Raw genomic sequence first — 16,337 nt, 5'->3', positions numbered from 1 at the left:
AGAGCTCCCGCCCTGCTAAAAGGGTTTCACACCTGTATAGTCGATCGGAAATAACTGGTTCCCAGGCTCTTCCTAACTCGTTTTTAGGTAGAAGAATCTGGGAACCCAGATCGCTCTTGAAGAGCCTCGGCCCGAAAAAAGGAGGCTCTTCCTCGCCCCAGAAGCGTTACCGGGCGAGCGCGAAAGTAACGAGTAATTATCAACGATCGATCGACTGTAGGTTGGGTTGAGGTAGGCAACGCAATGGGTTTAAAATTCCCGATGCCCCTGGAATTTCAACCCACTATGTCCCGGTATAATTGTTGCGGTAATTGTTTGATAACTCGCCGAAAAGGAGCCAAATCATTCAACCCGTGCGACAGAATCAGAGCACCTTGAACTGCGATCGCGGCATCTTCCCCGCGCTGATGAGCCAATATTTCATCCAATCCTGCTGTCATCAAAACCTCTGCGATCGCATCAATCAAAGTCCGCAATAGGTGTTGTACTTGAGGATGAAAAATCTCGCGTGCCGAACCCATCAATAGAATGGCAAATAAGCAAGGTTGTTCCCCTCCTTCATATAACTCGCTAATGCGATCGCACATTCTCTGGAGTTGCGTCAAAGTATCTCCCTCGCTGCGAAGGGCTTGCAGAATGTGTTGCTCCAGCCCTGCTTCGAGGTGATCCAACACAGCTCTTACCATCTCCTCCTTACCACCGGGAAAGTGATGGTACAGGCTTGCTTTGCCCAAACCTGTGGCTTCAGAAATTTTAGATAGGGTTGCTCCGTCGTAGCCATGCTGTCGAAACAGTTGCAGCAGGCATGGAATATAGGTTTCTTGTGGCATTGACAGCTATTTTGAGTTGACCTCTTGACATTATACCAAACGGTCGGTACAGTAATGATACCGAACGAACAGTACAAACGTTGAGTAATTCACAACACCTGCAAAGTGTTGTCTATCATCTATTGTTCTCTCTTCTCCAATCAGAAGGTATCACCCATGATTAAGCTTTACGGTCACGAAGTGTCTGGCAACAGCTACAAAGTCAGACTTTTACTTTCACTCCTGAATCTTGAATACGAATGGATCAAAGTCGATTTGTTGAAGGGCGAACACAAATCACCAGAATTTCTTGCTCTCAATCCCTTCGGTCAAGTTCCCCTGTTAGTCGATGGTGACACCATCCTTGCTGATGCTCAATCGATTTTAGTATATCTAGCTCGTCAGTACGGTGGCGACCAATGGCTACCCTTAGATACTATACCTCTGAGTCGAGTTGTGCGTTGGTTGTCAACAACTGCGGGTGAAATTCGTCAAGGGCCCGAACACGCTCGTCTTTACTATCTGTTTGGTGCAGCAACCAACATCAACATTGAGCGGGCAACTCAAAAAGCAGAGTTGATTCTCGCTCAACTAAATCAACATTTGAGCGATCGCACATGGCTAGAATTTGAACATCCGACAATCGCAGATGTGGCAGTCTTTCCCTATGTGTATTTGGCTCCCGATGGCAAGATTTCCCTTGCTCCCTATCCCCACGTTCAACACTGGATTACACAAATCAAACAACTTCCTGGGTTCATCGAGATGTCAGGAATTGAGGCTCCTGCAACGGTATAGCGATGCAGAACTTTGGAGGAGAAGGTTCATTCAGTTGACAGTTGACAGTTGACAGTTGACAGTTGAGAGAGACCTCTACCTGGAAGGAAGAGGATTGGAGTAATGAATAGTCGGATTTTAATTTCTCCCTAAAAGGGAGAGGCTTTAAACCAATTCTTTCGGGTAAATAATCTTTTCGCTTCTCCCGTTCAAATAAAACAGTCCCAGACGCAAAAAAAACCAATTAAGAGTCAAAATGACAGGTTTTCATCGCTCATCGACGTTAACGCAGAAACCGGATTTTTGACCCCGCCTGCGTTGAGGAATATCAAAATTATCAAGAGGACAGTGCCATGCCTCGTAAATTTACCAAAATTGCCTTCACTCCCGCTGTCAAAGCTGCCCAAGCACAACGTGGATCGCGAGAAACTTACGCTCGGTTTGAACTCTTTGGGCCTGAGAACGATGCGGTAACACCTGACATTGAAGAGTTCATTGCTCAAATCGATGGATTTTATCTGGGAACTGTTAGTTCTAATGGCTATCCCTATATTCAGTTTCGCGGTGGTCATCCAGGTTTTTTGCAAGTTCTGGATGAGAAAACATTGGGTTTTGCCGACTTCAAAGGAAATGTTCAGTATGTAACGGTTGGTAATCTTTCAGACAACGACAAAGCTTTTATATTTATCATGGATTACCGTCACCGTAAACGACTGAAAATTTGGGGGAGAGCCAGATATGTAGAGGGCGATCGCGAACTAATTGAGCGATTGAGAATACCTGAAGATGACTCGGAAGTTGAACGAGTTATACTCTTTCAAGTCGAAGCCTGGAACTGGAATTGTCCGCAACATATTCCCCTTCGCTATTCCGAACAGGAAGTTGCGGCACTGCAAGCCAGAATTGCTGAGCTGGAAATGCTGCTGGGCGATCGCTAATCTGAAAACCTTTTACAGTCACAAACCACAAAACTACTTATGGAAACCAAACCACCTCTACCGCCCTTTACGCTGGAAACAGCTAAAGCCAAAGTTCAAGCCGCCGAAGATGCCTGGAATACCCGCGATCCAGAACGAGTAGCCTTAGCTTATACCGAAGATTCTCAGTGGCGAAACCGCGCCGAATTCTTCAGCGGACGGGAACAAATCAAGGCTTTCTTAACACGAAAATGGGCAAAGGAACTAGATTACCGTTTACAGAAAGAACTCTGGAGTTTTACAGACAATCGGATTTCTGTTCGCTTCGAGTATGAGTGGCACGATGATTCCGGCTACTGGTATCGCGCCTACGGAAACGAACAGTGGGAATTTGCAGAAAATGGGTTAATGCGAAGACGTGAAGCCAGCATTAATGATGTTCCCATTAAAGAGTCTGAACGGAAGTTTCGATAGGAGTTATCTGTGAGTTGCTTAATGGGCCTTAGACATTTTCTCCCCCCTTTAGGGGCTGAACACCTCTGGCTTGCCAGGGAAAGAGGTTGATGACCTAAAAATGCCTGAAACCCTTGTAAATATTAGATTCATGCCCATTAGAGGTAAAAGTCTTTCTCTATCTAGGTTTTAAGCCATTTTGGCTTCACTTTTTGTCTAAGCCGGTTAGCGTAACTTTCGGAATTACTGCTGATTTCTTCCCTGCAACTGAAAACGGCTATACGATCGATTCAGCCCCATCAGTTACCTAGACCATAGATACCGCGAAATTGGTTGCTGTACAGATAGTCGGCATCTCAATAATAAACTGCGTTCCCTGCTCTGGCGTAGAAATACAGTGCAATTGAGCGCAGTGTTTTTCTAGTAAAATTTTTCGGCTGATTGACAATCCCATCCCTGTACCTTTTCCGATTGGCTTAGTAGTAAAAAAGGGACTGAAAAGTTTAGAAATAACTTTCTCATTCATGCCAATACCATTATCAGCAATTGTTACCCTAATGCCTGAACCATTGCTAATGTTGTCATGCGAATTCCCCGGTACGAATTCAGTACGAATCAAAATTTGGGGATGAAAAACTGTACCATTTTCTCTACTTCCCCGCTCTTCCAAAGCATCTATAGCATTCGCTAAAAGGTTCATAAACACCTGATTAAGCTGACCTGCATAACAGGTCACAAGTGGCAAGGCGCCATAGTCTTTAATCACGTTAATAGCAGGACGATCTGACTTAGCCTTGAGGCGATGCTGTAAAATCATCAAGGTGCTATTAATACCTTCGTGGATATCTACTGATTTGATTTCTGTTTCATCTAAGCGCGAAAAATTTCGCAGAGAATCCACAATAATGCGAATGCGTTCGATGCCTAACTGCATGGAAGAAAGCAATTTTGGTAAATCATCTATGATAAATGGCAACTCTCTATCTTCTATTTCATGAATAATTTCTGCTTCAGGTTGCGGGTAATACCGTTGGTAAAGATTCAACACATAGATGAGTTCTTTAATATAGTCGTGGGCGTGCGAGAGGTTGCCGTAAATAAAGTTAACCGGATTGTTAATTTCATGAGCTACACCTGCAACTAATTGACCGAGACTAGACATTTTTTCACTTTGAACTAGCTGGAGTTGTGTTTCTTGCAGCTCTTTGACAAAATGCTCTAAGGCAAGAGCTTTTTGGTGTTCTTTTTCTTGACTGATACGGAGTGCTTTCTCTACTTGTTCGCGCCGCTCTATTTCCGACTGCAATTTATGACCGAGACAAAAACTTCTCAAAGCTGTTAGCATCGTAGTGTATAGCTTTGTTGTCGTTAATTCAGTTTTAGTTTTATAGTCATTAATATCGTAATTGATAATAACGCTTTTTTCTGGTACTTGTCCGGGTTGGCCCGTGCGTAAAATAATTCGCACTAACTGATTGCCTAACTCTTGGCGGACATATTTAACAAACTCTAAGCCAGCATCATCCGTTTCCATGATTACATCAAGCAGGATGATGGCTACATCAGGATGTTCTTGGATTAACTGTCTAGCTTCAGTAGCGGAATAAGCACTAATAAACTTTAAGGATTTATTTTCAAACACAAACTTTCTTAAGGCAATATCGGTAGCTGTGTGAACTTGAGCCTCATCATCTACAATCAAAATTTTCCAGCTTTCAGTCGGACTATCTTCAGATACTTCATCTGCAAAAAGTAACTCCTCATATGAGTTAACTTCTTCAGCCAATAGTATTTTTTGAGATGATTCTTTAGTTAAAAAACCGTAAATATTGTCCATTGTTGCTCACCTTTATTTGTTACTGATGCTTTGAGTTAGAAAACTACGGTTGTGAATCGATTTGTAGGGGCAACTTAATAATAAATTTCGTTCCCACTCCCACCTCACTTTTACATTGTAGTTCACCCAGAAGTTTTTGGGTAACTAAATTGTAGACAATATGCAATCCCAATCCGCTACCTCCCTGGCAGCGTTTGGTAGTAAAGAATGGCTCAAAAATTTTACTTAAATTTTCTGGAGGAATGCCTTTACCATCATCGGAATATTCAAAGCTAAGTCGAGATCCATCTTGTTGCCAATCAAAAACGAGCTGACCAGATTCGCCCGGTTCGTAAGCATGAATCAGAGAGTTCATCAGTAAGTTTGTGACAACTTGGGATAATGCACCTGGATAAGAATCTAGGGCAATTTGGGTATCTCCCTTAATTTCGATCGAATGTTTGCTATTTCTCAATTTTGGTTTTAATTGGATTAAAATTTCATCCAGATAATCTCTTACTATGAAAGTTCGTCGTTCTTCGCTAGAGCGATCGACTGCCACTTCTTTAAAGCTCTGAATCAATGCTGCTGCCTGATTTAGATTAGTTAGAAGGGTGTTGCTGCTTTGGGTGGCTATATCCAAAAATTCTTCTAATTCGGAGCGTTTCATTTTGCCACTCTTATAAGTAGAAGCAAATTCTGTGGTATGTTCTGCCAAAGCTGACGCAACGGTAACGCCCACGCCGATGGGAGTATTAATTTCGTGGGCGACGCCTGCAACTAATCCTCCTAGGGATGCCATTTTTTCAGATTCCACTAGCTGACTTTGAGTCGCTTTTAAAGCATCCAGCGTGTTGGATAATTCGTGGGTGCGATCGCCTACTAATTGCTCTAAGTTTTGATTGAACTCCTGCAAGTTATTGTAGAGTTGGGCATTTTCAATGGAAATGGCAATTTGGGCAGATAACAATTTTAACAGCTCCAGCCTATCTGTAGTAAAAGCTCCTTCTGTTAGGTTATTTTCCAGGTAAAGAATGCCTGTCAGTTTGCCTTGGTGTACCAGAGTGGTGCAGAGAATCGATTTCGGTTGAGTTGCTGCAATATAAGGATCGCGGGTAAATTGTCCCTCTTGCGTGGCGTTATTTAAAAGCACATTTTCCTGGGTGCGGATGACGTAGTGGACGATCGCACTTGCCAGTTTGGGCATTTCCCCAGAATCAGCTTTTGCATTCAGAGGAAGCGATCGCAACACGCTAACTTCATCCCCCTTCACCGAACCTTCAGCCTCAATCGCCCAGTTTCCCGCTTTTTCTAAAATCAAAAAGCCTTTTTGGGCGCCAGCATTTTCGATCGCAATCTTCATCAACCTTTCCAGCAACTTACTCAAAACGATTTCACCCGAAATCGCTTGGGAAGCTTTCATTACTGTGGCTAAATCTAAGGTTTCTCCCAAATTAGTGCTAGTGGTAGTAGGCGTGGTAGTTTTTCGGTTAACTTTTGTTTGAGTTGTTGTCTTGGCTGATATTCTAGCTAGGAATTGGGGGTATTTTTCTTCTAAATCCTCAACTTTAGCTATAGCGCCCCAGACTTGGTAGCTATAATGAGCGTTTTGCATATAAACTTGGGCGATCGTTTCTTTGCCCCATAACATATAAAATTTGGCTGCCAGTTCGTAAGCAAGTGCTTCTTCGTTGATGTATTGGTTTTCTTTGGCAAGGGCAATAGCCTTGTCGTACATTTCCATTGCCTCTACTTTTTGACCTAAAACTCGATATCGTTCTGCTTCCACTAGATAGAATTTGTGTAGATGATTCATTGGAGCATAATGCGCCCATTTCTGCATTTTTTCTTGATTAGCTTGTACTCTGTCAAGAATGCTTTGCTGCTCTGAATGTGGAGTATCAGAATACACCGCCAACCACACCAAAGAATCGTACAAATGAAAAACTGGAATAACGGGCAATCCTACTAGGGAATCTAAATACTTTTCTGCTATAGTAGTATTTTCAATGCCTTCTGAGTAATTTTCAAACCAATAACAAAGTAAAATTTTATTCAAATATATGTATGCCACTCCCACTTTGTCGTTTGCCTGGTAGTAAAATGGCAACTTCAACTCCTCATCACAGGCTTTACCCTTTAGAATGCAGGAGTTTTCGCTTTTTCCCAGCAAATTTAAGGTAGCCTGCCAATAGGTTTCTATATAATTAAGGGCTGTTTGTTGCTTGATTTTATGAGCAGCATCTCTGTAAGTTGCCATCTCTCTTTCAAGAACCGTCAGTTCTTTGCCGATAAAGTAAGCGAAATAGGAGTACATTAGTAAACCATAGCCTGAATATTCTAAATCTCCCGTCTCTAGTCCGCTAGAGTAAACTGATACCAAAGGTTCTAATGTTTCTCTCAGATGCTCTTTCCAATGTCGGATAAATACATTCACTATGACAACTGTCTTGGCTTTGATTTCTGGAGCATTTAACTTTGACAATAGATTTAAAGCCAATTGACCGAATTGATAACCTGAATCAATATCTCCCACCACTCCGCAAAGCAGAAAACCATAATTAGCATAAGCAAAGGGAGAAGCGGAAGCATTACCATATTGGACGGATAAATCTACTTGTTTACACAATGTCAAGGGCAACAGCGCAGGAGCAGCCATGTATGCAGGAGAAAAGATACTTGATAAAAGTTTCATGGCTGCTAGTTTATAGGGATCGCTCATTTGAGGCAGGTCAATTAAATCCTCAATTCGCAAGTGATTCAAAATTGTCGCAGTTTCTGTCAATGCTTGCCCAATATCTGATGGGTTCGGCTGAGAGGGAAACTCCACTCCGAACCGCTTTAAAACTTGTAGAGCTGTATTAACCGCTTCTAGCAGCCTGTTCTGTCCCATGTAAGCTTGGATCTGGACTTCATACACTTTTACTGTGTCCAGTAGCGTTTTAGCGCAGTTTTGTACTATCTCAACGAAGCTCTGCATTCCTTCAAAATCACCGCTCAAAAAAGCTGCCTCTGCTGCTTCCTCATACAGCGCTAACGTCAGTTCGTAATGATTAGTCCAGCTATCTTCTACTAACAGTCTCAGCCCTGCTTGCAAATATTCGGTAGCCGCAGCATAAGCCGTTGCAGCTTTGGCTTTTTGACCAGCAATTAAATTTAGTTTGGCGATTTCAGTTCGTTCGGATTCGTCGCTAACCAGTTCAATTCCTAAATTCAAATGATCGACGAGCGCAAATATTTCTTCCGTTCGCGTCTCTGTCGAGGTATTTTGCCAAAGCAGGCGACCAATTTGCAAGTGAACTATTTTTTTAGAACTTTCCTCAATCAGAGCATAAGCTGCTTGTTGCACGCGATCGTGCAAAAACTTGTAAGTAGTAATGACCAGATGAGACTGAACAATTTCTTCTTCTGTTACCCCGAGTTCAGAAGTGGCTAAAATTAATCCATCTTGGATTGCGGGCACTAGCTCTGTAAAAGTTTCGGCGGTAGATTTTTCGTTGACTATGGAGAGAGTATTTAAGTCAAAACTATTGCCCACACAAGCGGCTAACCGTAAAACCTGCTGAGTGGAATCTGGCATTTTTCTCAATTTACCGACCATCAACTCAACCACATTATCGGTAATTCCTACTGCTTCGATTTTTGAAATATTCCAATCCCAGTTTCTTTGATCAGAATTAAAATTCAGGAGGTTTTCTTCATAGAGAGTTCTGAGAAACTGATTGACAAAAAAAGGATTGCCTTGAGTTTTACCGACGACTAACTCAGCTAGGAGGATGACTGAGCCTCTATCCCTCCGCACAGTATCAGCTATCAAGTTAGTAATATGTTCGATATCTAAGGGAGTTAAGGTAATGTGGTTAATAGTCGCGCCTTGATTTTGCAGCCCCTCCAGAGTCATGATTAAGGGATGCGTGGGGCTAACTTCGTTATCTCGATAAGCACCCATTAGAAATAAGTATTTTGTTTCCTCATCTGCCATCATTACTTGCAGCAGTTTCAAAGTAGCGGAGTCAGCCCATTGCAAATCGTCCAGAAAGATGACTAAGGGGTGATCGACACAACAAAACACCCGGATAAATTTTTGGAAGACTAAATTAAAACGGTTTTGCGATTCTGTAGCACCTAACTCTTGGACGGGTGGCTGTTTGCCAACAATGAATTCTACGTCGGGAATGACATCTATAATGATTTGACCGTTATCACCAAACGCCGCTAAAAGTTTTTCTTTCCAGGCGCCCAGTTGCGTTTCGCTCTCAGTTAAAAGTTGCTTGACTAAGGACCCAAAAGCTTTAACAACAGCCGCATAAGGAATATTGCGTTGAAATTGGTCGAATTTCCCGGCAATAAAATAACCGCTTGCCTTAGTAATCGGTTTATAAACTTCTTGCACTAAGGCAGATTTGCCAATGCCAGAGTAACCCGACACTAACATAATTTCTGTTGTGCCATTGCTGACGCGCTCGAAAGCAGCTAATAAGGTTTCTACTTCTCGTTCTCTCCCGTAGAGTTTTTGAGGGATTTGAAACTTATCTGTAATATCTTTTTGGGCGATCGCAAAATCAGCAATCGTTCCTTTTGCCTGTAGTTGTTCCAGGCATTCTTCTAAATCTGCGATGATTCCCCAAGCACTTTGGTATCTTTTTTCAGCCGTTTTTTCTAACAGCTTCATTACTAGATCAGAAACGGCTTTAGGAATTTTTATTTCGGGATTGATTTCATGGGGCGGGACTGCTTGTTTAGCAATGTGACAGTGGACTAATTCCATCGCATCGCTGTAATCCCATGGCAGTTGCCCCGTTAGCAGTTCGTAAAAAGTGACTCCTAATGAGTAAAAATCCGTGCGGTAGTCGATCGATCTGTTCATTCTGCCTGTTTGTTCCGGCGATATATAGCTCAGAGTGCCTTCTAAAACATTAGGATTTTTTAGGGTAGGATTCTCACGAGTTAAAACAGTAGAGATGCCAAAATCTATAATTTGAACTAGCCCTGTTGTCGAGTTAATAATAATATTGCTGGGGTTGATATCTTTATGAATAATGTTATGTTGATGAATTTGACCTAAAGCTCTGGTTATTTTAATAGCTGTTAACAAAAACTCTTCTAAGGTAAGTTTTTGAGAAGTCAACCACAGCTTTAATGATTTTCCACCACTATCCTCGAAAATGATAACCAAACTGTTCTGGTATCTTTCTAAGCTGTAGGTTTTAGGCACACTTTCTAGGTTAAGATTGCGTGTAATTTCGTATTCCTGCTTGTACCTGACTAACGAAGCTGGCATCGGATAATCTTGCTTGAGAAATTTGAGAATGACTGGTTGGTTGTCTTGCTTTCTCAGTCCTCGGCAAACTAAAGAATTGTTACTTTCTTGAATTTGGTTGGTAATCTCGTAGCCAGCTAAGTTAATCATTCTTGCAGCCTTTTTTAAGTATTAATACTCATTTTATCAAGTGTCAATTTATAAGTAGATGTATGCTCTGATACCTAATTCTACTCTGCACTTTAAGCAAAACTAAAGCTTTACTTAAAAATTTATTTTTTAACATTTCTTAAAAAAAATAAAAATAAAAATTCATGTTAGGAGTGCGATCGCTCTACAGTTTCCTCCAAAAGCAGGCAGAAAAGAGTGAAGGGCGATCGGCGTTGGTCTTCAGAGGAGATTTGTACGGCTTGTTAGAGTTACTAGATCGATCGTCAGATAGGCCTAGACCCGCTCATATCTAGAACTTACGCATTGATAAATTAACTCAAATGTGTATAAGGTGCAAAAATAAGGTAATCCCGACGGCGGATTAAGGTTGTGCCATTACAAACAGTTGTAAAAAGCACGGATATTTGTTGAGCTGCGACAAGTCCAATTAATCGTGCACTTAGGGAGCTGTTAATATTCAGTTTTTAGAGATACTTGTTGATTCAGATAATTGAGAATGAAATCACGGGCTACCTGAAGAGAAAAATTCCGTTGAATTTCGTACCAATTATCAATCAGTTGTTCTGCTCTCTTTAACGGGACTTAGGCAAAAACTAAAGCTAAAATGGCTTCAAACCCAAATCGAGAAAGACTTTTAGCTTGCATGGGCATGAATTTAGTTAGAGCGAGGGTTTTAGGCATTTTTAGATCGTAGATCTCTTTCCCTTGCGAGCGAGGAAGTTTCAGCTCCTAAAGTGGCTAGAAAATGTTTAAGTCCCTTTAGCAAAGCTTATATATATATCTAGTAGCGAGCGGGGAGGCTCGCGCTCATATAAAAGCTCTCACGCTTGATGCTCCCCGCCCAATTTTCCAACTCCTCAATCGCAAAGCAAACTCGGAGAAGTCAGCACAAAGACATCCCTGGTTCCCACCCCTTCAGATTCCGGTTTAATCGGTGTAGTAAAGTGGAAAAACTCGTGGTCGTTAACTAACAGCAATTCTCCCGGATGCAGAATTTTATTAAAAACAGGCTTCTCTTTTTTAGCCAAGTACAAATGCGTTTCCCCGCCTACAATATTAGTTCTGTCAACCGAGAAGATGCCGATAAAATCAGTACCGTCTTGGTGAATGCCTTCCGGTGCGGGGTTGCCGAAATTGTGCGGCGAACAACTCGTCCTGATTTGATGGATGCCGATTTCAGCTTCCGGGTGAATTTTGCAAGAATCGAAAAAAGCAAAAATCAGTTGTTTGAAGTTATCGAGGGCAATTAGCCGATCGTCCAATTCGGCAAATTCGCGCCGGATGTCCCCCACCACCGGATTGTACTCTTTACTTTGAAACAAGTAGCCGTGAGGTAACTTAACTAACTCATTCCCGTTCACTGCAAACCGCGACAATCTTCTGGAACGATACTTGCCTTTAATATAAGGATCGACTGGCATATCGTTAAAAAATGGCTTGAAACCTTCTAGCTTAATCGAGTTTACTTTTTTGAAAGTAAACATGAAAGCATAGTCCAATTGAATGGATTCTAATACGGTTTTCATTGATTATTCTCCGTTAAGCCTTGCTCCCCTTCTAAGTTTTGCCTTAAGAAGGTTTATACTTCTACTCTAGCTCAGGTTTTTTGAATGTGTCGTCAAAAACACTACAAAATTTGCAAAGATATCGTAAAGATGACGGCTAAGCTCAACAAAATGGATAAATTGAGGCAAAAACAATCGGCTTCTGCCGTTCCTGCGCGACAGTTTTGACTTTCCGAGTGGAATGCGAGTTCTTAAGCTCGCTAGCGAGCTCGGAATCATTCGGCTCTAACCGGATTTGGTATATTAAGTAAATTCACCTAATTAAACGTAAAATACGGCTCGCTCAAAAGCTTGCTGTGTATGTCTTCTTCTTTCTTCCTTATTCCTTTCTTACTTTCTTCCTTCGGACGACTTCACGCTTGACGAATTCCTTCTTCTTAATTCCGCACCGCTTTCACCAGCGACTGACAGGCCCGCAGGAAGACGGCAACATCCACCCCAAGGGCGACATACTGAACGCCAGCATCCATCCACTGCTTGGCGATTTCGGGGTTTTCGGCAAAAGTACCTGCTGCTTTGCCTGCTTTGCGGATGGTTTGCACTGCTTCGTGCATCATGTCGATGACTCGCCGATCGCGAACTTGGCCCGGAATGCCGATCGACTGTGACAGATCGTAAGGCCCGAGAAAAATCACGTCAACCTGCGGCACAGTCACAATTTCCGCCAGATTGTCGATGCCGCCTTTACCTTCGACATGAATCACAACTAAAGATTCTTCGTTGAGTTTGTCGGTGATATTTGTACCTGCGGCGGTGTAAAGTCCCGCCCGCGTAGCGAAAGAAAGGCCCCGCGCGCCCAAAGGACTGTATTTAGCGCTTCTGACAGCGGTTTCGGCATCGATTTTGCTTTCAATTTGAGGTACTTGAACGCCTGCGCTGCCGATGTCGAGAGCTCGTTGAATTTGCGGCCCGTCGTTTTTGCGGACGCGGACGATGGGTGCAATGCCGGTGCAGTCGGCGGCGCGGCACAAATCTTCAGCAGCAAGTGGATGTAAGGGGCCGTGTTCCATGTCGATGACGGCGAAATCAAATCCAGCATGACCGCAGATTTCGATGAATGCGGGATAGGCGCAGTTCATAAATAAGCCGAGGACTGTTTCGCCTTGTTTGATTTTTTGTTTTAGTGTGTTTTGACGCATAAATTTTGAGTTTTTTTTTACCGCAGATGAACGCGGATTAACGCGGATTATTTTACATTTTATAGCTCACAATTTTCCGCCATAAGTTACTTTATGTTAAGAGGATTGAGAGAAATTTTGTAGCTGCTTTTGCTTCTATTCTAAAGGGAATCAAGCACAAAAGCCAGCCGAATAAAAACATTCCTAGGATGGGGACAAATATTGGCCCCACTGATGGTTCTACGAACCAAGCAAATAAAGAAAACATTCCAATACTTCCTGTTGTCCACAGCCAAAGAATCATAAATGCTATGACTATTTTATGTAAACTCATCCTAATTTTGATGGAACAACCAAACGGTTGAGAATGGATATCTCCTTTGATAATGGGGAAAAATGAATTGCGGCCGATGATGATGCGATTTATTTTGAAGGTATTGCCAGAAATTGTTCCTTCATAAGGTTTGGCAGGTGGCGGGCCGAAGGGTAGAGTTATTCTAAAAAGTTTGGGAGGAGTGACAACTTCGTCCAACCTGTGCAAAACTTCCGAAAAAGTTAAACTGGTCGTAATTGTTAAACTCTCAAAAGGAATCAACGAGCTAAAAAATTTGACGATTTTGAGCATAAGGTTTATCCTGCTTTTATATAGTTGTTGATGGTATTAATGCCTCTTATATAAAAAAAAGTTTGCCCTGACAGCACGGCGAAATACCAGTATACTGCAAAATAAACATTTGGATGCGATGAGTGTTTTTCACTGCTATGTCTAAATTGATTCCACAATCTCCGATGAAACTGCGACGGTATCTATTTTCGCTCAAAGGTCGATCGCTCGTCACCTTCACCCTCAGCCTAATTACCTCGATCTGGGCTATTACCCCAGCGTTTGCCGCGCTTCCTCGCAATCCCGACAAAGAGGAAACTTGCGACATTCTCGTAGCAGGCGGCGGGCTCGCAGGTGCTGCTACCGCTTACGAAGGTTTGCTCGCCGGGCGCACCGTTTGCATCACGGAAATTACTGACTGGCTGGGCGGTCAAATTTCCTCCCAGGGAACTTCCGCACTAGACGAAAGAGAAACTCAGCGATCGCTCTTATTTTACCCCCGCGGCTACCTAGAATTGCGGCGGCGAATTAAGGAACATTACGGGAGGCTAAATCCCGGCGGCTGTTGGGTTAGCTATTCCTGTTTCATGCCCTACGACGGCCACAAAATTTTATTTGACATCTTGCAAGATGCGGCCGAAAGAGGCAATGGCAAGCTGAAATGGTTTCCCAATACGGTGATTAAAGAACTAGCAATTACTCGGGCTGTGGCGGAGAATGCGGTTGGGGGCCAACAAATTAAAAGTGCGATCGCCATTCAACACAAACCGGCCGCCAACACCGGGCCAATCAACACCGAAACTCTGTCTCAAACTATCGAAGATGCCTATCGCTACGAAAATTCCGCGCGATTTAACAAAACTATTATTCGGTTTATTCCTAAAGCATCAGGCACCCCTTATAACCCCAGAACAGGGGGAAATTCCACAAGTTCCCCCCCTTTACAAGGAGGGGCTGCTGAAAGTTCCCCCCCTTTACAAGGGGGGGCTAGGGGGGGTGCTGATTGGTACGTGGTAGATGCCACTGAAACAGGCGAATTGATCGGACTTGCCGATGTTCCCTACCGCCTCGGAATTGACCCGCGTTCCCCTCTCGAACCTTCTTCTGCCAGCCCCACCGGCGACGCTTACTGCACTCAAGGTTTTACCTACACCTTTGCGATGGAGGCAACGAAGGAACCGCAGCAGCATCAAGTGCCGTCTTTCTATCAACAATACGCTCCTTACTACAGTTACGAATTGGCTAGATTGGCGAGTTTTCCGCTCGTTTTCAGCTACCGCCAAATTAGGAGTATGAGACCGGATGAGCCGCGCCCTTCTGACCCGAAGCAATTCCCGATTTATCCTGGGGATATTTCCATGCAAAACTGGACTTGGGGCAATGACTACCGTCCCGGTTCTGCTGAGGATAATTTAATTTATTCTCGATCGCAATTGGAAGCAAACGGTCAACTGCAACCGGGCGGCTGGATGGGCGGTTTGCGAACGGAAACTTTGCGCCGCGGCGAAGAAAATGCCAAAGGATATTTCTACTGGTTGGTAGCAGGAACGACTGACTCGCAATTAGGTAATGGAGTGAAAAAGCCTTATCCCAACAATCGTTTTTTGAGCGGGTTGGATTCGCCGATGGGGACGGTACACGGACTTTCTAAATATCCTTATATGCGGGAGGGCAGGCGCATTATTGGTCGCCCGAGTTTCAATCAGCCTCAAGGTTTTACGGTGTGGGAAGTTGATATGTCTCGGACTGATTTTAAGGCTGATTTTTACCGCCAGAATTTGTCGGAACAAGAGTATCGCAATTTGTGGTTGGCTGTGGGTGGTTTGAATGCGCCGGCTTTGGCGGTGGGAAGTCAGTCTGTTGATGAGACAAAATCTCGATCGCGCGCGACGATTTATCCAGATGCTGTGGGTATCGGTCATTACGCGATCGACTTTCACCCCTGCATGACCAACAGCCCCCCGGAAGCACCGGGAAATACCGAACGCGAAGGCACTCGCAAAGGTCAAGGACAAGCTTATCCGTTCCAAATTCCGCTGCGGGCAATGATTCCTCAAAAGATTGACAATATGTTAGTGGCGGGTAAAAGTATTGCTGTCAGTCATACGGCAGCGGCTGCTTATCGAGTGCATTCTTTTGAATGGTCTGCCGGTGCGGCGGCGGGAGTTACGGCTGCTTTTTCCCTAGAAAAGGGGATTATACCTTATGAATTGGTGGACGAATTGCCGTCCCGCGAGCCGAATTTGGAGGCGTTGCAGTTGCGGTTGCAGCAAAATAAGAATCCGATCGCATTTCCGGGTACTTCTATCTTCAATAGTTCGTGGCAAAATTGGAAATAATCGCAGTTGGTAATCTGTAGGGTGCTATAAAGCCGCGCACCTTACCCTACAAACTGCCGCCGGATATCGGAAGCCACAGGCGCACTCCGGGCTTCCGACTTTCCCAATGGTTTAACAAGGTTTTTTGACTTACCTGTTGTGTCTCCAATTACTCCAGACTCCAATTTGACACCTCAAGAGGGTAATTGCAATAGCCGACTTTTTGTAATCCGGGGGAAGGGAAGCTTTTTATGCGATCGTACATCAAAGCTCTTGTGGAGTAAGCATCCTGTAGCGCTTGACTTTATTTTCGCTCCAGGTCTAATGTCAAACCCATACCATAATAAACACCAATTTGTCATCCATCCTTTGACAGAAGCAATCTACCACTAATTTAGTCAGATAATAGCAATACCATCCCCAAAAACTCATGAGAGCTAGGGTTGCAGCAGCCTCAACCCGCACTGCCAACCAGATGTCTTGCACCATCAACGCACTCAGCAGCGGGAAACCCCTTCAAACTCCCCAA

At 43.5% G+C, this 16,337-nt stretch carries 10 protein-coding genes; 4 read left to right on the top strand and 6 right to left on the bottom strand.

Annotated features, from left to right (window positions below; all coding sequences use genetic code 11):
* Window positions 1–275: 275 nt before the first annotated feature.
* Window positions 276–830 (bottom strand): TetR/AcrR family transcriptional regulator, encoded by a 555-nt coding sequence (locus QUB63_RS08715; RefSeq protein ID WP_332944505.1) that lies wholly within the window; start codon window positions 828–830, stop codon window positions 276–278.
* Between the two features lie 156 nt (window positions 831–986).
* Here QUB63_RS08715 and QUB63_RS08710 point away from each other — a divergent pair, with 156 nt between their 5' ends.
* The 3 genes from QUB63_RS08710 (at window position 987) to QUB63_RS08700 (ending at window position 2,977) form a co-directional block, all read left to right on the top strand.
* Entirely contained in the window at window positions 987–1,607 is a 621-nt protein-coding gene (locus QUB63_RS08710) for a glutathione S-transferase family protein (protein WP_332944504.1), read from the top strand.
* Window positions 1,608–1,939: 332 nt separating this feature from the next.
* Window positions 1,940–2,524, top strand: coding sequence for a pyridoxamine 5'-phosphate oxidase family protein (locus QUB63_RS08705; RefSeq protein ID WP_332944503.1), 585 nt, complete (start codon window positions 1,940–1,942; stop codon window positions 2,522–2,524).
* A gap of 39 nt (window positions 2,525–2,563) precedes the next feature.
* Window positions 2,564–2,977: a nuclear transport factor 2 family protein gene (locus QUB63_RS08700; RefSeq protein ID WP_332944501.1), complete on the top strand. Its 414-nt coding sequence runs from the start codon at window positions 2,564–2,566 to the stop codon at window positions 2,975–2,977.
* A 286-nt stretch (window positions 2,978–3,263) separates the two neighbouring features.
* On the opposite strand, the gene QUB63_RS08695 is transcribed toward QUB63_RS08700, so the two are convergent.
* From QUB63_RS08695 to QUB63_RS08675, 5 genes are all read right to left on the bottom strand, one after another.
* Window positions 3,264–4,793, bottom strand: coding sequence for an ATP-binding protein (locus QUB63_RS08695; protein ID WP_332944499.1), 1,530 nt, complete (start codon window positions 4,791–4,793; stop codon window positions 3,264–3,266).
* 43 nt (window positions 4,794–4,836) lie between these two features.
* Window positions 4,837–10,182, bottom strand: a complete 5,346-nt coding sequence (locus QUB63_RS08690; protein WP_332944497.1) for a trifunctional serine/threonine-protein kinase/ATP-binding protein/sensor histidine kinase — start codon at window positions 10,180–10,182, stop codon at window positions 4,837–4,839.
* A gap of 878 nt (window positions 10,183–11,060) precedes the next feature.
* Window positions 11,061–11,729, bottom strand: coding sequence for a 2OG-Fe dioxygenase family protein (locus tag QUB63_RS08685; RefSeq protein ID WP_332944496.1), 669 nt, complete (start codon window positions 11,727–11,729; stop codon window positions 11,061–11,063).
* 416 nt (window positions 11,730–12,145) lie between these two features.
* Window positions 12,146–12,907 carry an HpcH/HpaI aldolase family protein gene (locus tag QUB63_RS08680; protein WP_332944494.1) on the bottom strand — a complete coding sequence of 254 codons (762 nt, stop codon included), beginning with the start codon at window positions 12,905–12,907 and terminating at the stop codon, window positions 12,146–12,148.
* Window positions 12,908–12,998: 91 nt separating this feature from the next.
* Window positions 12,999–13,511 carry a hypothetical protein gene (locus tag QUB63_RS08675; RefSeq protein ID WP_332944492.1) on the bottom strand — a complete coding sequence of 171 codons (513 nt, stop codon included), beginning with the start codon at window positions 13,509–13,511 and terminating at the stop codon, window positions 12,999–13,001.
* A gap of 137 nt (window positions 13,512–13,648) precedes the next feature.
* On the opposite strand from QUB63_RS08675, the gene QUB63_RS08670 reads away from it, so the two are divergent.
* Complete coding sequence (locus QUB63_RS08670) at window positions 13,649–15,829, top strand: FAD-dependent oxidoreductase (protein WP_442921769.1); 2,181 nt, start codon at window positions 13,649–13,651, stop codon at window positions 15,827–15,829.
* The last annotated feature ends 508 nt before the right edge of the window (window positions 15,830–16,337 follow it).

This window comes from Microcoleus sp. ARI1-B5 (assembly GCF_036705795.1).
Taxonomy (GTDB): domain Bacteria; phylum Cyanobacteriota; class Cyanobacteriia; order Cyanobacteriales; family Microcoleaceae; genus Microcoleus.
Note: the sequence above shows the minus strand (reverse complement) of the source record. Positions and strands in the feature narration are given on the sequence as shown.